General features: G+C 55.3%; 17 protein-coding genes. 7 read left to right on the top strand and 10 right to left on the bottom strand.

From position 1 onward, the window contains the following. Positions 1 to 24 precede the first annotated feature (24 nt). From TEU_RS07190 to TEU_RS07175, 4 genes are all read left to right on the top strand, one after another. Positions 25 to 993 carry a beta-ribofuranosylaminobenzene 5'-phosphate synthase family protein gene (locus TEU_RS07190; protein ID WP_050003131.1) on the top strand — a complete coding sequence of 323 codons (969 nt, stop codon included), beginning with the start codon at positions 25 to 27 and terminating at the stop codon, positions 991 to 993. Then, positions 990 to 1,781 (top strand): N-glycosylase/DNA lyase, encoded by a 792-nt coding sequence (locus TEU_RS07185; protein ID WP_050003130.1) that lies wholly within the window; start codon positions 990 to 992, stop codon positions 1,779 to 1,781. Before TEU_RS07190 ends, TEU_RS07185 begins: the two co-directional genes overlap by 4 nt. Positions 1,782 to 1,859: 78 nt before the next feature. Further along, positions 1,860 to 2,744 carry an ABC transporter permease gene (locus TEU_RS07180; RefSeq protein WP_050003129.1) on the top strand — a complete coding sequence of 295 codons (885 nt, stop codon included), beginning with the start codon at positions 1,860 to 1,862 and terminating at the stop codon, positions 2,742 to 2,744. Positions 2,745 to 2,749: 5 nt separating this feature from the next. Continuing rightward, the gene (locus TEU_RS07175) at positions 2,750 to 3,667 is read left to right on the top strand and encodes an ABC transporter ATP-binding protein (protein WP_050003128.1); all 918 of its coding nucleotides are present in this window, start codon (positions 2,750 to 2,752) and stop codon (positions 3,665 to 3,667) included. Between the two features lie 11 nt (positions 3,668 to 3,678). Here the strand turns inward: TEU_RS07175 and TEU_RS07170 are convergent, their stop codons facing one another. Further along, positions 3,679 to 4,944: a UbiD family decarboxylase gene (locus tag TEU_RS07170; RefSeq protein ID WP_050003127.1), complete on the bottom strand. Its 1,266-nt coding sequence runs from the start codon at positions 4,942 to 4,944 to the stop codon at positions 3,679 to 3,681. A 72-nt stretch (positions 4,945 to 5,016) separates the two neighbouring features. Here TEU_RS07170 and TEU_RS07165 point away from each other — a divergent pair, with 72 nt between their 5' ends. Continuing rightward, positions 5,017 to 6,405, top strand: a complete 1,389-nt coding sequence (locus TEU_RS07165) for a DEAD/DEAH box helicase (RefSeq protein WP_050003126.1) — start codon at positions 5,017 to 5,019, stop codon at positions 6,403 to 6,405. Here TEU_RS07165 and truA read toward each other — a convergent pair. The 4 genes from truA to tdh all read right to left on the bottom strand — a co-directional run bounded on the left by truA (position 6,352) and on the right by tdh (position 11,735). After that, complete coding sequence (gene truA / locus TEU_RS07160) at positions 6,352 to 7,155, bottom strand: tRNA pseudouridine(38-40) synthase TruA (RefSeq protein WP_050003125.1); 804 nt, start codon at positions 7,153 to 7,155, stop codon at positions 6,352 to 6,354. The genes TEU_RS07165 and truA overlap by 54 nt on opposite strands. A gap of 247 nt (positions 7,156 to 7,402) precedes the next feature. Next, complete coding sequence (gene pheT / locus TEU_RS07155; protein WP_050003124.1) at positions 7,403 to 9,109, bottom strand: phenylalanine--tRNA ligase subunit beta; 1,707 nt, start codon at positions 9,107 to 9,109, stop codon at positions 7,403 to 7,405. 6 nt (positions 9,110 to 9,115) lie between these two features. After that, complete coding sequence (gene pheS, locus TEU_RS07150; protein WP_050003123.1) at positions 9,116 to 10,615, bottom strand: phenylalanine--tRNA ligase subunit alpha; 1,500 nt, start codon at positions 10,613 to 10,615, stop codon at positions 9,116 to 9,118. 70 nt (positions 10,616 to 10,685) lie between these two features. Beyond that, positions 10,686 to 11,735, bottom strand: coding sequence for an L-threonine 3-dehydrogenase (gene tdh, locus TEU_RS07145; RefSeq protein ID WP_050003122.1), 1,050 nt, complete (start codon positions 11,733 to 11,735; stop codon positions 10,686 to 10,688). A 193-nt stretch (positions 11,736 to 11,928) separates the two neighbouring features. Between tdh and TEU_RS07140 the strand changes: the two genes are divergently transcribed. Continuing rightward, positions 11,929 to 12,672, top strand: coding sequence for a MinD/ParA family ATP-binding protein (locus tag TEU_RS07140; protein ID WP_050003121.1), 744 nt, complete (start codon positions 11,929 to 11,931; stop codon positions 12,670 to 12,672). A gap of 16 nt (positions 12,673 to 12,688) precedes the next feature. Further along, the gene (gene hmgA / locus TEU_RS07135) at positions 12,689 to 13,909 is read left to right on the top strand and encodes a hydroxymethylglutaryl-CoA reductase (NADPH) (RefSeq protein WP_050003120.1); all 1,221 of its coding nucleotides are present in this window, start codon (positions 12,689 to 12,691) and stop codon (positions 13,907 to 13,909) included. Here the strand turns inward: hmgA and TEU_RS07130 are convergent. From TEU_RS07130 to TEU_RS07110, 5 genes are all read right to left on the bottom strand, one after another. Continuing rightward, complete coding sequence (locus tag TEU_RS07130) at positions 13,906 to 14,496, bottom strand: hypothetical protein (RefSeq protein ID WP_050003119.1); 591 nt, start codon at positions 14,494 to 14,496, stop codon at positions 13,906 to 13,908. The genes hmgA and TEU_RS07130 overlap by 4 nt on opposite strands. Positions 14,497 to 14,599: 103 nt before the next feature. Continuing rightward, positions 14,600 to 15,103, bottom strand: coding sequence for a hypothetical protein (locus TEU_RS07125; RefSeq protein WP_050003118.1), 504 nt, complete (start codon positions 15,101 to 15,103; stop codon positions 14,600 to 14,602). Between the two features lie 31 nt (positions 15,104 to 15,134). Next, complete coding sequence (gene gatE, locus TEU_RS07120; RefSeq protein ID WP_050003117.1) at positions 15,135 to 17,027, bottom strand: Glu-tRNA(Gln) amidotransferase subunit GatE; 1,893 nt, start codon at positions 17,025 to 17,027, stop codon at positions 15,135 to 15,137. A 5-nt stretch (positions 17,028 to 17,032) separates the two neighbouring features. Then, on the bottom strand, positions 17,033 to 18,352 hold the full coding sequence (gatD, locus tag TEU_RS07115) for a Glu-tRNA(Gln) amidotransferase subunit GatD (RefSeq protein ID WP_050003116.1): 1,320 nt from the start codon (positions 18,350 to 18,352) through the stop codon (positions 17,033 to 17,035). A 62-nt stretch (positions 18,353 to 18,414) separates the two neighbouring features. Beyond that, positions 18,415 to 18,708 (bottom strand): transcriptional regulator, encoded by a 294-nt coding sequence (locus tag TEU_RS07110; protein ID WP_050003115.1) that lies wholly within the window; start codon positions 18,706 to 18,708, stop codon positions 18,415 to 18,417. Positions 18,709 to 18,733 lie beyond the last annotated feature (25 nt).

Here is an 18,733-nt window from a genome sequence, read left to right as displayed (position 1 = left end):
AAAAACTTTATTGGGTGGGAGAAGATGATAATCCGGACACCAAAAAGGCTCCACCTCGGCCTTATAGACCCAACGGGCTCGCTTGGAAGACGCTTCGGGAGCCTTGGCGTTGCTCTGGAAGGCGGGTACGAGGTCAGAGTCCTCCCCTCGGAGAGCCTGGAAATAAAGGCGGAGGGGGAGGACGTCGAGACAATAAAGAAGACCCTCGCCAGAATGAACTCGGCCTTTGGAACCGGCACCGGCTACCTGGTTGAGGTGAGGAAGGCGATTCCAAGGCACGTCGGTTTGGGCTCCACCACCCAGCTCAGCCTCGCTGTGGGGACTGCGGTAGCGAAGCTCAGCGGCCTGAATACTCCCGTCGAAAAGCTTGCCGAAGCCCTTGGGAGGGGCAAGAACAGCGGGGCGGGAATCTACGCCTTCGCCCACGGCGGTTTTGTCCTCGACGGGGGCGTTGAGGAAGGAGTTCCCCCGCTGATATTCAGGGGGGACTTCCCGGAGGAATGGGCCTTCCTGCTCGTTATTCCGGAGACCAGGCCAGGCTTCGACGAGGAGGAAGAGAAGCCCATAATGGGGGGGAAGTTCGGGGACGTCAGAGCCGCGATGGAGATAAGCCACCGCATTCTGCTAGGCCTCCTGCCCGCCCTGAAGGAGAGAAACATAAAGACCTTTGGCAGACACCTCTCCGCGGTACAGACGCTCGTCGGGAAGCACTTCGCCGAGTTCCAGGGCGGGGAGTTCAGGGAAGACGTGAGACTGATACTTGAGTGGCTCAGGGAGCACACCTACGGCGCGGGCCAGAGCAGCTGGGGGCCGACCGTTTATGGGCTAATCCTGAAAGGGGAGTTCCAGAGGCTCTCTGCGGAGCTGAGTGACTATCTACGGGAGCACGGGATAAGGGCCAAGGTCGAGCTCGGTCTCCCAAGGAACATTGGGGCGGAAATCGTCACAGAAAACGCCTTCTTGGAAAGGTTGATAAGGAGCGTGGCAGGGTGACGCTCGACCGCTTCGTGAGGATAAAATACCGGGAAGATGGGGAGAAAGTCCAGCGCCTCATCGAAATCCTGAACGAGCTGGGCATCGACTGCGCGAGGTTGATAGAGGAGAAAGTCGATTTGCAGTTCGACGCGCTCAAAAACCTCCGGGAAAACCTCGGGGACGACGAACTCTTCGTCAAGCTCGTTATAGCAAACTCCATCGTCAGCTACCAGCTCAGCGGAAAGGGCGAGGACTGGTGGTGGGAGTTCTCAAAGTATTTCTCCAAAAACCCGCCGGAGGGGGGCATTGCCGAAGCGTATTCTCGTTTCCTCCCCAACTCCCAGACTAACAGGCGCCTCGTTGCGGGGAAGCTCAAGCGACTGCAGAGGCTTGAGCCGTTCCTTGAGGAGCGTTCTCTCGAAGACTTGAGGGAGTACTACTTCGAAGGAATGGAGCGCCTTCGCGACAAGCTTGCTAAAACGCTCGGCTCGAAGAAGAGCGCAAAAACGATGGTCTTCGCAGTGAAGATGTTCGGCTACGCGGGGAGGATAGTCTTTGGCGAGTTCGTGCCGTATCCAATGGCCATCGAGATACCTGACGACGTGAGGATAAACGCCTACACGAAGCGCTTTACCAGCGAGCCACCGGTAAGCTTCTGGAGCAGGGTAGCGAAGGAAACTGGAATTTCTCCTCTCCACATTGACTCGATACTGTGGCCGGCCCTCGGGGGAAAAGAAAGGGTTCTTGAAAGGCTGAGGAAGCACTGTTCCAGGGCGGAGCTGGTTCTTGAACTTACGAGACTCTAATTTCATTCTTACCTGGAGGACAAATTTTTTATACTCTCTATGTTAGTTTCACAAGGATACACGAAGGAGGTGTTTCAAATGTTCTGGGGGTTTGAAGTTGAGTTTATGAAGGGACTTAGGACGAAGAAGCTCTGGGCAGTACTGGCGATAATAATCACCCTCTACGTCCCAGTCTTTTACGCACTGAAACGGGAAGGAATCACAAATGATCTTGAAGCCATAGGAGAGGTTATAAATTTCTCCAGCGGAATGGCACTGTTCTTTCTCGGGATCCTCGCGGTGGTCATCGGCGCGGGGGCGATAAACAAGGAGATTGAAGATGGAACCATCAGAATAGCCCTAAGCAAGAGCGTGACGAGGCTAAGCTATATCCTCGGTAAGTACCTCGGACAGCTCGTAGTCTTCGGCGTTGCGGTCGTTCTCACGAGCGTGGTTACACTCGCAGGCCTTCAGTGGGCCGGGGTTTCAGTTGGGAAGATAACCGCCGACGTCTTTCTGCTCAACCTGCTCCTCCTTCTCACGATGCTCGAATTCATTGCCATCGGATACATCATTTCAACATTCGTCCGCTCGTCGGGAGCGTCACTGGGAGTCGCCCTTGGTGTGTTCTTCCTGCTCCACTTGCTTCTTCCGGTTGTAGTTTCGTACGAAGTAGGGGCTCCTGAAGATATGAGCATCACAGAATCTTTGGACTATAGGGCGGATTACTATGCGAAATATCTCTTCTACTCACCCAGCGCTCAGTTTTCCATCATCGCGGACTCCGTAAACGACTACCATGAGGTAACTGAGACCATTGAAATAAACGGGGAAACTCACACCATCACTGACTACAAAGTCGAATACGCCGGCGTTGGCCAGGCAATTAAGAAGAGGTCGCTGAACGTTGCCCTTCTGGTAGTTATGACCCTTGTCTACCTCGGCGTTGCGACCTGGCGCTTCCTCAGGATGGATCTGAGGTGATAGCAATGATTACCGTGGAAAACCTGGTTAAGGTTTACAAGGACGTCAGGGCCCTTGATGGGCTCACATTGAGAGTCCCGAGGGGTGTTGTTTACGGTTTCCTTGGACCCAACGGTGCCGGGAAGAGCACGACAATACTGAGCCTCCTTGGCCTCGTCTTCCCGCAAGAAGGACGCATTGAACTCCTCGGCGAGGAAGTCTTCCAGAACGGAAGGTTCGACGAGGGTAAGCTCGTTAAGGCAAAAGCCAGAATCGGCTATATGCCCGAGCACGCCACCCTCTGGGAGTTCCTAACCCCCCTGCAAACCCTCCACATAATCGGCAAGGCCTTCGGAATTTCCAAAGCCGAGCGGGAGAAGCGTGCCGAGGAGATTCTCAAAATGGTTAACCTCTGGGACGTCAGGAACAAGAAAGTCGGTAAGTTCTCTAAGGGTATGCGGCAGAGGCTTTTGCTTGCCCAGGCGCTTATTAATGAGCCTGACTTGTTGATTCTGGACGAGCCTATGACGGGCCTCGACCCGACTGGTATTGCGGAGTTCAAGGAGATTATCAGGGAGCAGAGGAAGGCTGGGAAGACTGTCTTTTTCTCGAGCCATATTTTAGCGCACGTTGAAGAAGTCTGCGACACGGTTGGCGTGATCGTGAAGGGCAGGCTCGTGCTGGAGGACAGCATTGAGAACATCAAGCGCGAGTTCCTCAGGGAGGCCGGTTACACCATCATAATCGAGACTAACAGGCCTGTTGACTGGAGTTCTGCTCCTTGGAGTGTCACTCCCCTTGGGGGGAACAGGTATCGTGTCGTCTCGCCCGAGGACATTCGCGAGGAGCTTCACGATTACGTGGCTTCCCAGGGCGCCAAGATACTCGCAATGCAGGTCAAAGAACCCAGCCTCGAAGAGATATTCCTGAAGTTGGTGGAGTAAAAGGGGGAGGGCTAAACCCTCGCCCTCTCAAACTCCTCTTTTCTTTCCAGCGGCTTCGTCGCGTCAATGCCCCACTTCGTCGTGAGGCTTTTTTCGGCGGAGGGGTCGAGGGAGCTGCCGCGGGCGTTAGGCACTATGACCAAGTCTCTGTCGGCCTGGAAGCGCGTCGCTATCGCCCACTCAACCTCGCGGTCGTCGTAGATGTTAATATCCTCGTCAACGACAACCACGTGCTTCAGGCTCGGGTGGCCCGCAAAGGCGGCAAGAATAGCGTTCTTGCCGTCGCCGTCGTGCTGTTTGGTTATGCTAACAACGGCGTGGAGCCACATTGCACCGCCTTCAGTCAGCCTTACGCCGTGAACCTTGGGAACCACGCGCTTGACGCTCGCGTAAATCTGGGGCTCCTTGGGGAGGCCCATGAGCATGAAGTGCTCATATCCTCCAGGCAGGAGGGCGTGGAATATCGGCTCGTCCACATGATACATGCGCTCAAACACGACAAGCGGCTGCTTCCTCACGTAGTCGTAGGTTCCGGTTATGTCAACAAACGGACCCTCATCAACAAGCTCCGGGGTTATCCTTGCCTCGAAGACGAACTCGCTCTCGACAGGGACGGGTATTCCGCCGACTTCGACGACCTCAAGCGGTTTTCCGAAGGCCATTTCACTCAGCTTTGAGGCTATCTCAAGCTCACTCACGCCATAGGCCACGCTGGTTGCCCCAGCCAGGAGCAGGTGGCCGGGGTTTCCAACCACAATCCTGACGTCAAGCTCTTCCCCGTGCTCGGCCCTGTCCTTCCACATGGCGTAGAGGTGCCTTGGGACGAGCCTTATCGCGGCAGTCTTCTCGTCTCGCACCATAATCCTGTGGAAAGACACATTGACGAAGCCGCTTTCGTCTTTGGCTATCACCATGGCAGAGGTGAAGTACTGACCGCCGTCCTTCGGGTAGTACTTTGGAATCGGAAGCTCTATCAGCGAGAAGTCGCGCGTGGAGTTCTTCAGAAATGGTGCGCCCTCGACGGTTCTGTAGGGCGAGGGGTTCTCTATGGCCTCAGTAAGGACGTGCACGAGCCTTTCTTTCTCCGTGTTCAGAAAAGAGGCTATCCTCTCGCGGGTGCTCCATATGTTGCCCGCCACCTTCCAGCCACCCACGTCCTCGAACAGGACGGGCCTGTCCCTGTACTTGAGGAGGTAGCGGGTTATCTCAAGCTCCTTGCTCACGGGCTCCTTTATGACAACCAAATCATCGAACTTTTGAAGGATGTCCCTCAGCATAACACCACCTGACCCTTTCTTCCAAAAGGGCTATAAAGCCTTTTTCCAGATTTGCTTTGATTGAATATGCCCATGGTAGTCCTCAGAATCCCAGACGGTTCCGCACTGGTCAAGATTGAGAAGGCAGACCCAAGCGTCTACTTCAAGATATACGACCTGCTCACCTACAAGAAGGACTACGGCAAATGGGAGAAGCCTGAGAGCCTCTATGACCCCTACGAGAAGACGTTTCCAGTGGGCCTGCTCCCAAGGGTCAAGAAGTTCCTCAACTCCAAGGGCTACCGGGTCAGGGTAAAGGACGAGAGGCAAATTAGGGGGACCAAGCTCAACTCGACATGGAACGAGGACTATTCTCTGAGAAGATACCAGCAGAGGGCCGTCAAAAAGGCGCTCAAGGAGAAGATGGGTGTCTTAGCCCTGCCCGTCGGAAGCGGAAAAACCGTCGTCGGGCTGAGGATTATCCACGAGCTTGACCTCTCCGCCCTCATAGTGGTGCACACGAAGGAGCTCCTCTACCAGTGGGCAGAGAAGGTCGAGGAGCTCCTCGGCGTTAAAGCCGGAATCGTCGGCGACAACAAGTGGAACGAGGAGAACGTAACTGTCGCTATGATACAGACCCTTCTCTCAAGGGGCGCTGACAAGCTCCAGAACGACTACGCGATAGTCATGTTCGATGAGTGCCACCGCACTTCCGCCGCAGAGAAGTTCTACCAGCTGGGAATAAGCCTCCCCCAGGTCTACCGCTTCGGGCTCTCAGCAACGCCGTGGAGGCGCGTCAGGGGTGAGGAGATAAAGATTGAGGCCGTCGTGGGCCCGATAATCTACGAGGTCAAGGCAGAAGATTTAATCAGGGAGGGCTTTCTGGCGAAGCCCAGGTTTGAGGTCATAACGTACGAGTCAAGCATGCCCTCGTTCAGCGAAAGGTACAAAGAGCTCTACGAGGACGTTGTGATGAACAACGACGAGAGGAACAGGGCCATAGCGGAGAAGGCCAAAGAGCTCGTTAAAAAGGGTCACCGCGTCCTCATAGACGTCAAGCGCATCGAACACGGCAAAATCCTGAAAGAGATGCTCGAAAAGGAGGGCGTAAAGGCTGAGTTTCTCAGCTCACAGAGCCAGAACCGCTGGGAGGTCCTTGAGGCATACAAGAAGGGCGAGATTCCGGTTTTAATCTCGACCCTCCTAAAGGAGGGAGTTGACATCCCTGAGATTTCGGCGATAATACTGGCCGGCGGCGGAAAGAGCGATATCATGACGATACAGACCATAGGGAGGGCGCTGAGGCCGAAGAAAGGCATGAGGGCCGTTATCGTTGACGTCGCCGACGACGACCCGCTGCTTTACACGCACTTCATAGAGCGTCAGAAGGCGCTGAAGCAGTACTACGGAAAGTACTACGACAGGGAATCAAAGCTCGACGAGGCAGTCTCCAAAAAGCGCCGCACGCGCAAGGGCCCTTGAATAGCGCTCAAAGAGGTCGCGTTTTGCCTTGGCTAGGCCTTTTTTGTCCGTTTCAAACTTGATTCCGGGATACTCTATGTGCCAGAGCAGGAGGTTCTCAGGCGGTGCCGGCGGAACTTTTTTCCGGTAAGTGCCGGAGAGCATAGCTTCTATGTCCCCTTTCTCAAGAAGACCGAGCCCGCAGAAGCGGAGCGCGTTGACTATTCTCCGCACCATCTCCCAGAGGAAGCTCTTGCCCGTGATTTCCACAACGTAGTAGCCGTTCATCGGGATTACCCTTACCTCCCTTATTTCCCTTACGGGGTCCCTCCCCGGCTCAAGCTTTGCAAAGGCCGAGAAGTCATGGACGCCCTCAAAAAGCCGGGCACACTCGAGGACCTTCTCAAGGTCAAAGCCCTCGTCAATGAGGTAGTAGCGGTAGGTCTTTGAGCCGGCCCAGAACCTCGGGTGGAACTCAAGGGGAACCTCAGCGACTCCGAGAACCCAGAGGTCTTTGAGGTGGTGGTTTAGGACTTCCGGCCTCGCTAAATCGGCTCTCTCACCGGGGAGGAAGGAAACGACGTTAAAGAAGGCTGAGACCCCCCGGTCGGTCCGGGAAGCACCTTTGAAGTCGTTTTTTTCAGGACTCTCGATGATTTTAAGCTTTGTCAGAACCCGGATAAGCTCCCCCTCAACGGTTCTAACCCCGGGCTGTCTCTGAAAGCCGTAGAATGCCGTCCCATCATAGGCCACGCGCAGGGCGAGCTTCATGGTTGGCGCTTTGAGCAGGAGTATAAAAAGCCTTCCTTGAACATTGTCCAAGATTCTTGATGTTTGTAAATCATAGATTCGAATAAAATACAAAAGAATTCCCAAAACGTTGATAAACAGAGTTGAGAAGGGGAAATTGGGGTGAGAGCATGAAGGACGTGTTCGACATTGAAGTCCTGCTCAGCATCACAAACTACGAGCTGATGTGCGTGGGGCTGGAGAAACTAAAGGAGAAGAAAAGCGGGGGTTAGAGGTAGGGCTCCGTGTAGAGTGGCCTGAGGAACAGCTCAAAGCCCGCAACGGGCATCTCAATTCCCCACTTTTCTAGCACCGCAGGGTGTATCTCCCCGATGACACCGATGGTCTCTCCGTTCACGATTATTCTTCCGGCCCTGCCCGATATGAAGCTTGGGTGCTCAACTTCTTCGAGCTCGTACTCGAAGCCGAGGTGGCGCATAACACCCTCAAGTATCTCCTTCGCGTCGGTGAAGGTTGCCCTCGGCTGGGCCAGGACGACCGCTAGTTTACTCTCGCTGACAGTCTTGGTCTCCCTGCTCTCGTCGATGAGCGTTGCCTTTCCGACCTCAAAGAGCCTCTGCGGGTACTCCTCGTGGGTGTTCTGGCTCAGGAAGTCGAGCAGACTTGGGAGGAGCCAGCTTCTAAGGGCAGACCACTTGGGGCTTATCGGGTTCTCTATCTCGACGAGCTCAGCCGGCGGGTTGCTGAAGTAGTCCCTTCCGTATTCGAGGTTCATCTTTCCATACTGGGCCTCCCTGTTCGTCAGGTTGAACGTCATGACCTCCTGCAGGCCGAAGCCGACCATAAGCTCCCTCACGGCATCTTCAAACTCGATAAATTTGTCCCCCCTGCCCTGGACGGCGAGCTTCGGCTCCTCCGGCTCAATCTCGTTGTAGCCATAGGCAATGAGGACGTCCTCCAAAACGTCCCTCGCATGCATTATGTCGTCGCGGAAAGCCGGGTAGAGGAGCTTCGCCTTGCCGTCCTCCAGGGTGACATCGTACATCATCCTCACAAGGAGCTCCTTGATTTCCTCGTCGCTCAGGTCGAGGCCCGCAAGCTTCCTTATGTAGTCCAGCTCGACCTCAAACTCCTTCGGGGTGAGGTCGGGGGTCACGACCTCGAAGTCCGGGTAAACCACCTTGACGCTCTTAATCCTTCCTCCGCGCTCCGCTAAAGCTGTGACGACAACGTTAAGGGCAAGCATGACCTTGTTCAAATCCCAGCCCGTAACGTCAACGAAGACGTTCCTCGTTTCGGTCGTTACCCTTCCGGTTATCTCGGAGTTTATAATCGGGGGCATTGAGAGGACTTTACCTTCGGAATCAACGAGAAGTGGGTAGTAGGGCTTGTCCTTTATCAGGTGGCCGTACTCACGGCCCTTCTCGTGCTTCTCAAGGATTTCTTCCAGCGTAAGTTCCTCCTCGAAGCCCAGCGGGACGAACTTCTCGGTCTTCTCCGCCGCTCTGTAGTATATAGGAGGCTTCACCTTGTCGAAGTCAAAGATTCCTATTGCGACTTCTCTCCTTCTCCTTCCGAAGGTGAGGGCGACCTTTTCCTGGAGGTTAATCATCTGCCTGAGGGCCTCCTCGTCAAGGCTGAGGCCCTCGACTATGGCGTAGACACCGTAGGGCCTGATGTCCTTCAGCTTTTCGTCAACGTAAACGGTAACGTCGCTCTTCTCGACCTCATATTTCGGCAGATCCCTCTGGAATCCAAGCGCCCAGCGAATCTGCCTCGCTATTCCTTCAGCGCTCCAGAGGTCAGGCCTGTTGGTGTCCTTTGAGTCGGCCTTGAAGTAGATTTGACCGTTCTCCTCCCAGACGTCGTCCAGCTCGCATTTGGCGTAGAGGAAGAGGTCCTCCCATTCCTCGACCGTGAATTCTCTGCCAACGAGCCTCTCCAAATCCCGCTTTGACACGTCAAACTTTGGCATCTCCCATCACCACACCAGCTTCGCTTCCCTCAGCCAGCGGAGGTCGTAGCTGAACAGGTAGCGTATGTCGTCTATCCCGAGCTTGAACATAGCTAATCTGTCGATTCCGATTCCCCACGCGATGACCGGGACGTCTATTCCAAGGGCCTTGGTCATCTCCTCGCGGAAGATTCCGGCACCGCCGAACTCGACCCAGCCGAGTTCAGGGTGGTAGGCGCTCATCTGGACGCTCGGTTCGGTGAACGGATAGTAGTCGGGCAGGAACTTGACTTTCTTTGCTCCTGCAATCTCAACTGCAAAGCGCTTGAGGATTCCGAGCAGGTGCCTGAAGTTGAGGTCTTCCCCAACGACGAAGCCGTCAATCTGGTTGAACTCGATGAGGTGCGTCCTGTCGAGGACGTCCGGACGGAAAACGCGCTGGATTGTGAAGTATTTTCCGGGAATCTCAACGCCTTTGGCGAGCTGTCTACCGCTTAGAGCAGTGCCGTGTGCCCTCGGCATGAGGAGCATCGCCCTCTCTGGAGACCAGACGTAGCCCCAACCGCGTGAGCCTGCCAGACCGTGCTCGTGGGCGGCCTTAACCCTCTCGACAAGCTCCTTCTCCGGCAGGAACCCGGTCTTCGGGTACTTGAGCTGGTAAGTGTCAGTCCACTCTCTCGCCGGGTGGTTCTGGGGCTGGAATAGCGCGTCAAAGTTCCAGAACTGAGTCTCGATGAGGCTCTCGACGGTCATCTCTATGAAGCCCATCTCGATAAGCCTTCTCCTTATCTTGTCGAGGAACGCCCTGTAAGGTTGCTTCTTGCCGGGATAGATTCTCCTGACGGGGGCCTTTATGTCGAACTTCCTGAACTCGACCTCGCGCCATTTGCCCGACTTTATGAGCTCGGGGGTTAAAACTGAAACCTCCCGCTTCAGCTCCACTTTTGGAGCTAACTCCTCGCCCTCCGGGGTAATCTCGACGGTTCTCTCGGTTATGGTTTCCTCCTCTCCGATTTTCCTCCTCTTGAGCTCCTTAACGGGAACGAGCTTCTCGATTTCCTTAACAGGAACAATCTCCCTCTCGACGAGGAGCTTTAAGGCCCCGTCAATGGGTCTTTCCTCAGCTTTAAGCCCCTTCTCGGTGATTTCGAGGACGAGCTTTCCGTCTTCTTTCCTAACGCTTGCCCAGCCTTCCTTCCTGAGGAGGCCGACTATGGGCTTCAGCTCGTCGTCGCTGAGGACTTCTCTGAGATCGTCGAGGGTCACCTTTTTCTTCTCGCGGAGAACCTTTAGAGCCCTCCACTCGGGAAGGCCTACCTCGGCGTACCTCTTTCCAGTCTCGGTGAGCTTAACGACTCTCTCGCTCCTCTCGTGGAGTTTGGCCAGACCTTTCGCCTGCAGGCCGAGAACGGCCCTCATGACCGCTACCTGTTCGAGTCCAGTTTCTTTGACGAGCTCCTCGAACTTAGACTTTTTCAGTTCGTTGAGCTTGATGAGGGTGAGCTTTTCCTGATAGCTCAGCTCCATTCCAACACCTCCGCTCGAAATGAGAGATGGTTTACTTAAGAATTGCGGTGGGAGAAAAAGGGAAGAAAAATCACTCCTTAGGGAAGAAGACGACCTTGCCGGTCTTGCCGGCGCGCATGAGCTCGAAGGCTTCCTCGTACTTGTCGAAGCCCTTGTACCTGTGGGTGATTATCGGGTCGAGGTTGAGCTTTCCGCTCTGGATGAGGCTTGAGACCGTGTACCAGGTCTCCCAGAGGTGCCTTCCGGTGATACCGTGGACTTCGAGGGCCTTGAAGATTATGAGGTTGTTGAAGTCGAGCGTGACGTCGCGCGGGAAGAGGCCGAGGAGTGAGACCCTTCCTCCGGGGGTTGTCGCCTTAAGTCCCTGCTCAAGGGCTTTCGGTGCACCACTAAACTCAAGGAAGACCTCTACACCTGCGCCGTCTGTTATGCTCATGACGACTTCAACAGGGTCTTCCTCGAAGGGGTTGATGACGTAGTCCGCACCCACCTTCTTGGCGAGCTTTCTCCGGAAGTCGCTCGGCTCGCTCACGATGACCGGGTAGGCTCCAGAGGCCTTGGCAACGGTTATGCCGAGCAGTCCGAGCGGGCCGGCGCCGGTTATGAGCGTGCTCCTTCCAGCTATCGGGCCGGCCAGGACGGTATCAACGGCGTTGCCGAGCGGTTCTTGGAGGGCGGCATACTCGGGCTTCATGTCCTTGGGGTTCTTCCAGGCGTTCTGGGCGGGGACTATGGCATAGGTAGCGAAGACACCGTCCATATCAACGCCGAAAATCTTGGTGTTCTGGCAGACGTGGTAGCGGTTGTGCTTGCAGGCATAGCACTTTCCGCAGACGATGTGCGTCTCCGCGCTTATGTAGTCGCCCTCCTGAAGGTCTTCAACACCGGGGCCGACTTCAACGACTTCTCCAGCCACCTCGTGGCCCATAATCTGGGGCGGCTTAATCCTGCTCTGCGCCCACTCGTTCCACTCGTAGATGTGGAGGTCCGTACCGCAGATGCTGGTGGCGAGAACCCTGATGAGGACTTCGCCCGGCCCGGGCTTGGGGACGTCAACTTCAACGAGCTCAGCTCCGTAAGCGGGTTTAGTCTTCATAATAGCGGGCATTTTTTCGGCCATGGCGACCATCTCCTTAACCTTACAACGGAAATCTAAGGGCGGAATGATATAAACCTTTTGTGTTCATCGAAGCTAAGAGGCTCATGAGTGGACAGAACTGTGTACACGAGGGCCAGAAATCAGAGCTCCGGCAGGTATTCAGAGGAAAACCTTATATCCTCAACGTCAAGAAGAGAAACTTAGAGGGAGAGTGATGGCGGTAGTCGTCGTAACAGGGCGTGGAGGCGCCGGCAAAACTACCACAACGGCAAACCTAAGTTCGTACCTCGCCATGAAAGAGTATCGAGTTCTGGCCGTTGACGGAGATTTGTATCTCCCGAACCTCGGCTTTCACTTTGCCCTTGATACCGTTAAGTACACAGTCCACACCCTTCTGAAGAACCCCGATATAGACCCCGAGTGGGCCATATACCGCCACAATGAAACCGGAGTCTACGTAATGCCCGGGAGCACCCAGCTCCAGGACGTCCTCGGGATATCGCCGAGGAAGCTGGTTGATATCCTTGAGAGGGTAAAGTACAAGTTTGGCGTCGTTTTTGTAGATTCCCCCACTGGTGTTCCCTTTGACACGCTTCCAACGTTCCAGGTCGCTAACTACCAGATTATAGTCGTCGAAATAGAGCGTTCACCGATTTACTCCTTTGAGACGATGGTCAAAAACGAAATAGAGAAGCTGAAGGCCCTTGGAGAGAAGTACAACCTCAACATAGGTGTTGTCCTTAACAAGGTTCGCGAGAGCGCGGACGTTGTGGACAAGATAATCGAGGCGATTGAAACCGACCTCGATGTCCCTGTTCTCGGGTGGGTTCCCTTTGACTACAACGTCCCCGAGTCCATCAACGTTGGAATCCCCATAGTTAAATACCGTCCCAACAGCGACGCCGCCGTCGCGTTTAAAGAAATCGGGGAAGTCCTTGAAGAGTGGATATTCGGCTGATTCTGGGGGTGTTGAAATGGAGTTTGAAGAGCTCGTTGAGAAAGTCGTTAAGGGAGAGATAAAACTCCACCAGGTCGAAAAGTACACCGACAAGAGAAGGGCGACCGAAGTCAGACGGAAGGCCCTTGAGAAGAAGCTCGGCGTCAAGCTCGAGCACATCGGGCACTACAGCATAGACCCGGAGCAGCTCATAGGCAGGAACATCGAGAACATGATAGGCGTCGTCCAGATACCGATGGGCGTCGCCGGGCCGCTTAAAATAAACGGCGAATACGCCAAGGGCGAGTTCTACATACCGCTCGCGACCACTGAAGGCGCGCTCGTTGCAAGCGTTAACCGCGGCTGTTCTGCCCTGACCGAGGCCGGTGGGGTTAAGACGACTCTCATAGACGACAAGATGACGAGGGCACCGCTCCTCAAGTGCCCGGACGCAAGGCGCGCCAGGGAGGTTGCCGAGTGGGTTAAAGCAAACATAGACTACCTCCAGGAGAAGGCGGTCAGCAAGGTCACCAGACACGGCAAGCTGAGGGATGTTAAGCCCTACATCGTCGGCAACAACCTCTATCTGCGCTTTGAGTTCGAGACCGGCGATGCAATGGGCATGAACATGGTCACGATATCGAGCGAGGAGATAATGAAGGTCATCGAGGAGGAGTTCCCGGACGTTCGCTATTTAGCGCTCTCAGGCAACCTCTGCGTTGACAAGAAGCCGAACGCCATGAACTTCATCAACGGGCGCGGGAAGACCGTCATAGCGGAGGCGATAGTCCCGCGCGAAATCGTCGAGAAAAAGCTGAAGACCACGCCGGAGCTCATAGCCGAGGTGAACTACCGCAAGAACCTCGTCGGCTCCGCACAGGCCGGCTCCTACGGCTTCAACGCTCATTTCGGAAACATCGTCGGTGCAATCTTCCTCGCCACCGGACAGGACGAGGCCCAGATTACAGAGGGCTCCCATGGCATAACCCTGGCAGAGGTCACCCCTGAGGGAGACCTCTACATCAGCGTAACGATGCCAAGCCTTGAAATCGGAACCGTCGGCGGTGGAACCCGCGTCCCGACCCAGAGGGAGGCCCTCTCAATCATGGGCGTCGCCGGCGGCGGAGACCCGCCCGGAACGAACGCCAAGAAGTTCGCGGAGATAGTGGCAGGTGCTGTCCTAGCGGGCGAGCTCTCGCTCCTTGCGGCGATAGCTGCAAAGCACCTGGCAAAGGCCCACAAGGAGCTGGGGCGCTAAAGGGACACCCTCACGACTTTTCCCTTCTTTTCCGAGACTTCGTATACCTTTTTGACGGTCTTTTCATTAAGCTCCGTTGCCAGAGTTCGAAAGTTTCCCTTTTTAGGGCCAAGGAGATACTCAACGACCCCAAAAACTGCGCCGAGGAGCACGGCGCCCCAGACTCCCAGCTCGAGGTTGAAGTATTCCCCAATGGAGACCACTGCGAGCGTTGCAATGAAGTCTATGAGGAAGCGCCACTTCTTGCCCTTCTTTCCCAGCCCCCTATCGAGGATTTCATCGGGGTTGTCCTCCGCAAGTGCCCTGAAGAAATCGCCAAGGCCCCCACGAGGCACTACAAAAACCCTCGGAAGACTGTCATTGATTAAGACCAGGTCCTCTCCAACGGGAAGGACGAATACGTGGCGGTTTTCTCCCTTAAGGTCAATCACGAGAAGCCCGGCATTCCCTTTTGGGGGCTCGACTATTGAGAAGCTTTCCCCAGTCGGGTTCTTGAACTCAATGGCAGATGAAAAGGCCTCCCTGACCCGCTCTGGGGGGACACTCAGCTGATAATAAAGAACCGAGACCGCATTTATCAGCTTCATAAGGGATAGAGCAACCTTATACGTTAAAGAATTTTTGCTTTTGGGCAGAACAGACTTTAAAAGAGCATGCTGAATGGACATTGGGGATGATGAGCAGTTTCCCTCACTCTGAGTCGTGATGAGGAGCCGATGCTCTGACCCGCTCCCGCTTTTTGTAGCCCCTTCTAAAGTTCTCAATCGCCCAGGAGAGGGCGAGAAGGACTATCATATATGATGAGGCCTCTCTGAGGACGTCGTTTCTGTAGCCAAGGTATCCAAGGAGGAGAACCAGACCCCAGAGAACGGCCTGGACGATGTTAACGACGGTGTCGAGCTTGAGCCTCTTCACGCCGAGGATTTCTTCAGCGACCTTTCTAAGGCCGCCTTCTTTCCCGACGAGGAATTCGTAGGCCTTTCCCTCAATCTCGTATTCACCTGGAGCGACATAGATTACACTTGGAGTTCTCACAACGGTTATCTTGGGGCTTAAATACGAGGCCTGCAGAACGGCGTCTGCCAGAGTACCCACATCGGGAGAGAAGAGTGCAATGTAGTTTTTGAGGGCTTTTCTCGGTTCGCCTTCGTCATCAACCTCATGGTAGTGAACCACGAACTTTGCCTTGACCATATATGGAAAGTAAGAGAAGGGACTTAAAAGGTTAGCCTCCGCTGAGCTCCTGAATTTTCTTTCTCACCAAGGTGCTGACGAGCTTTCCGTCGGCCCTTCCGCGGAGCTTCGCCATGGCGCGACCCATTACCATGCCCATGGCGCCCATGCCCTTCGCTTTAATGACCTCGATGTTCTGCTGGACGACCTCGTCTATGATGCGCTCAACTTCCTCTTCGCTGAGCAGGGTGAGTCCCTTCTCCTCTGCCACCTGGGCGGCGCTCTTCTCCGGGTGGAGTGCGAGCTCCTTGAATATCTCCTCGAAGGCCTCTTTGGCTATCTTGCCCTCGGTGTAGAGTTGGAAGGCCTCCCTGATGTGGTCGTCGGTGATGTTTTCAATTGGAACCTCCTTCTTGAGGCCCTTGAGGACGACAACGAGGATTGAAGCGGCCAGCGAGGGCTTCACACCCTTCTCCACGAGCTCCTCGAAGAGTTCGTCGCGCTCGTCGTTAACAAGGGTTTCTGCCAGGCTTTTGTCAATCTTATACTCCTTCACGTAGCGCTCGACCCTCTCCTGCGGGAGCTCCGGGAGGTTGGCCTTAATCCTCTCCTTCTCCTCGGGCGGGATGAATATCGAGGGTATGTCCGTCTCCGGGTACATCCTAGCCTTGCCGGGCAGGGGGCGCATGTACTGGGTGTTGCCGTCGGGCAGGGCCCTCCTCGTCTCCTCGGGGACGCCTTCAATGGCCTCCCTCGCGCGCTTAACGACTTCCGCGAGGGCCTTCTTTGCGGTCTCCTCGTCGGCCGCGACGAGGACAAAGGCGTCAAGCTCGCCGAGGCCAAGTTTTTCAATAACTCCATTAACCTCTTTTTCCCTAATTCCATAATTCGGTAATTCATCAATGTGGAAGATGCCCTTCACGTACTTCTTCGCCCTGTCTGCCATCTCGGTGCCGAGCCTCCTGCCGGGCTGGATTTCCCTGCCTATGAGCCCGCGGAACTTCGGCAGCTTCACTGCGAGAACCTTTCCGCCCTTCTTAATCGTCCTCGCGATTATCTTGGACTCAGTGTTCTCAAAGACGTCGGTGACGTCGTAGAACTCCTCCTTAATGTCTTCGGGCTTAACGCCCCTCTCGCGGAGCTCGTCGCGGATTTTGAGCAGGTTGAGCTGTCTCTCAACTTCCCTCTCGATGATAAGCGGAATCATGTCGAGCTCCTGCACTCCCTTAATCTCAACTCTCGCTCCACCTTTAATCGAGACGTTCAAATCCTGCCTTATCGTTCCGAGACCGCGCTTGACCTTCCTCGTGGCCCTGAGCGCGTCTCCAATGTACTTGGCGACGACCTTGGCCTGCTCAGGGTGGTGTATGTCGGGGGTCGTGCTTATTTCCACCAGTGGAATTCCGAGGCGGTCGAGGCGGTATATTACCTCCTTCTCCTTCCTCTCGACGATTCTGCAGGCGTCTTCCTCAAGGCATATCGTCGGGATTCCAACGCTTCCCCAGGGCGTGTCAACCCTCCCGTCGAGCGCTATAACAGCAGTCCTCTGGAAACCGGAGACGTTAGAGCCGTCTATGACTATCTTCCTCATGAAGTGGACCTCGTCAACGGGCTTGGCGTTCAGTAAATAGGCTATCTGGAGCGTGACCTCTAAAGCCTCCCTGTCCGGCCCCCTCGGCGGTTCCTCGTCCATGTAAACGAGGTCGCTCAGCTCGTAGCTGCCCTCGTAGATGTACTTCCTCCCCTTCTTGAACTCCTCGAGTGCGGCTGGGTCTATCTCGCCGAGCTCGCTCATCGTTGGCCTGAGGCGCCTTTCAAAGGTGAAATCAACCTCCTCGGTAAGCTCGCTCGGAACTGGAGAGAACAGCTTTTTGGTATCGAGCTGTCTGTGAATCTCAAGGCCGACCTTAATGCCGAGCTCCCTGTAATCGAACTTCTCGGTCATCTTCATCACCTCAGGAACGTGTCGTACCTTGTGTAAGGCGTAATCTCGCCGGCGTAGTTCGTAAGCATCATCTTCTCCACTTCCTTCAGGTCGTTGGTGTGGCCAAGAACCCACATGAGCTTGACGTAGGCCGTCTCCGGGAGCATGTCCTCACATGGAATAGCCCCGACCCTCAGGAGCTTCCTGCCGTTCGAGTAGACGTTGAGGTTCACCCTGCCGTAGAGGCACTGGCTCGTGACGCAGACGGCAACGCCTTCCTGAACTGCCCTCTCAACGTGCGGGATGAAGTCCTGCGGGACGTGGCCGAGGCCTGTTCCCTCTATGACAACGCCCTTGTAACCTTTGTCCACAAGGAAGTCGAGTATCTCACCGCTGATTCCCGGGTAGACCTTCAGGAGGGCGACTTTCTCTTCCATCTTGGTATCAGCTATAACCTCTCCCTCGCCCCTCCTCCTGTAGTCGCTCCTGAGGAACTCGATTTCGCCCTTTGGCCACACCTTCGCTATCGGGACGTCGTTGATGCTCCTGAAGGCGTCGCGCCTGCTGGTGTGCATCTTCCTGACCTTTGTGCCCCTGTGGGCCAAACAGTAGGTGTCGCTCGTCTCGCCGTGCATCACCACCATGACCTCGGCGATGTCGCTCGTCGCCATCTTGACCGCGCAGGTGAGGTTCATGGCCGCGTCGCTGCTCGGCCTGTCGGAGCTCCTCTGGGCACCGACGAGGACAACGGGCTTCGTGAGGTTCCTCAGCATGAAGCTCAGGGCAGAGGCCGTGTAGCCCATAGTGTCGGTTCCGTGGGCTATGACAACGCCGTCCTCATCCCCGTTGAGGGCCTTGGCAACCTCCTCGGCGATTTTGACCCAGTAGGCCGGCTTCATGTCCTCACTGAGTATGTTCATAATGAGCTTGGGCGTGATGTTCGCCATCTCGAATATCTCAGGGACGGCCTTCGCCAGCTCCTCGGCGGTAAAAGCCGGGTGGACGGCACCGGTCTTGTAGTCAACCCTGCTCGCTATCGTCCCTCCAGTTCCTAGAATCGTGACGCTCGGAAGCCCTTCCCTCCTCGGCAGAACCTCCTTGAACTCCATCTTCGGCTTCTCGACGGCCTTTTCAATGACTTCAACGCTCTCAATGGCGTCAATTAGAACGCCGACGTTGTAGCCGTTGTCGAGCTTTATCGTCAGCGTCTCCCCAGGAGAAAGCTCGTAGGGTGGCATCACGAGGCCTTCGAAGGTAATCCTCTCGTCCCCCTCCCTCTTGACGACCCTGATTAGGTCGCCCACTTCAAGGTTATGTCTCTTCATAAATTCCTCAACCTTTCTCATGCGCATCCCCTCGTTCACTTCAACCGATGAGAATAAGGGCCGAGCTTATAAGGCCTTTTGCTTCACCGCCCGGCTATCATAAACCTCGGCTCCTCAATCCACTCGGACTTGCAGCGGGGACAGCGGGACGGGATGTTGATTTCCGGTTTAAAGCGGAAGCCACACTTCCTGCATTCAGCGGGCTTTATGAGGAGAACCTTCCCCTCGCGTTTAAGGACTTTTTGAATGGCCCTGATGTCCTCGAGGATTAGCCTCTTGCTCCCCTTTCCCCTGATGCCGAGAACCTGCGCTAGCTCGCTTACGGAATAGTCCCTCTCCTCCAAAAGGCTTATTATCCGTTCCCGCCGAGTGGCCATCGGAGGAAGTTGGGCGAGAAAATAA

The sequence above is a fragment of the Thermococcus eurythermalis genome (assembly GCF_000769655.1).
Lineage (GTDB): Archaea > Methanobacteriota_B > Thermococci > Thermococcales > Thermococcaceae > Thermococcus > Thermococcus eurythermalis.
The sequence above is the reverse complement of the archived record's forward strand: the minus strand, read 5'-3'. Positions and strand labels throughout refer to the sequence as shown.

Excerpts from the sequence above, each read along its gene's own strand:
- TEU_RS07190 (WP_050003131.1), top strand. The coding sequence starts at position 25 with ATGATAATCCGGACACCAAAAAGGCTCCACCTCGGCCTTATAGACCCA.
- TEU_RS07180 (WP_050003129.1), top strand. The coding sequence starts at position 1,860 with ATGTTCTGGGGGTTTGAAGTTGAGTTTATGAAGGGACTTAGGACGAAG.
- TEU_RS07175 (WP_050003128.1), top strand. The coding sequence starts at position 2,750 with ATGATTACCGTGGAAAACCTGGTTAAGGTTTACAAGGACGTCAGGGCC.
- TEU_RS07170 (WP_050003127.1), bottom strand. The coding sequence starts at position 4,944 with ATGCTGAGGGACATCCTTCAAAAGTTCGATGATTTGGTTGTCATAAAG.
- TEU_RS07165 (WP_050003126.1), top strand. The coding sequence starts at position 5,017 with ATGGTAGTCCTCAGAATCCCAGACGGTTCCGCACTGGTCAAGATTGAG.
- truA (WP_050003125.1), bottom strand. The coding sequence starts at position 7,155 with ATGAAGCTCGCCCTGCGCGTGGCCTATGATGGGACGGCATTCTACGGC.
- pheT (WP_050003124.1), bottom strand. The coding sequence starts at position 9,109 with ATGCCAAAGTTTGACGTGTCAAAGCGGGATTTGGAGAGGCTCGTTGGC.
- pheS (WP_050003123.1), bottom strand. The coding sequence starts at position 10,615 with ATGGAGCTGAGCTATCAGGAAAAGCTCACCCTCATCAAGCTCAACGAA.
- tdh (WP_050003122.1), bottom strand. The coding sequence starts at position 11,735 with ATGGCCGAAAAAATGCCCGCTATTATGAAGACTAAACCCGCTTACGGA.
- TEU_RS07140 (WP_050003121.1), top strand. The coding sequence starts at position 11,929 with ATGGCGGTAGTCGTCGTAACAGGGCGTGGAGGCGCCGGCAAAACTACC.
- hmgA (WP_050003120.1), top strand. The coding sequence starts at position 12,689 with ATGGAGTTTGAAGAGCTCGTTGAGAAAGTCGTTAAGGGAGAGATAAAA.
- TEU_RS07130 (WP_050003119.1), bottom strand. The coding sequence starts at position 14,496 with ATGAAGCTGATAAATGCGGTCTCGGTTCTTTATTATCAGCTGAGTGTC.
- TEU_RS07125 (WP_050003118.1), bottom strand. The coding sequence starts at position 15,103 with ATGGTCAAGGCAAAGTTCGTGGTTCACTACCATGAGGTTGATGACGAA.
- gatE (WP_050003117.1), bottom strand. The coding sequence starts at position 17,027 with ATGACCGAGAAGTTCGATTACAGGGAGCTCGGCATTAAGGTCGGCCTT.
- gatD (WP_050003116.1), bottom strand. The coding sequence starts at position 18,352 with ATGAGAAAGGTTGAGGAATTTATGAAGAGACATAACCTTGAAGTGGGC.
- TEU_RS07110 (WP_050003115.1), bottom strand. The coding sequence starts at position 18,708 with ATGGCCACTCGGCGGGAACGGATAATAAGCCTTTTGGAGGAGAGGGAC.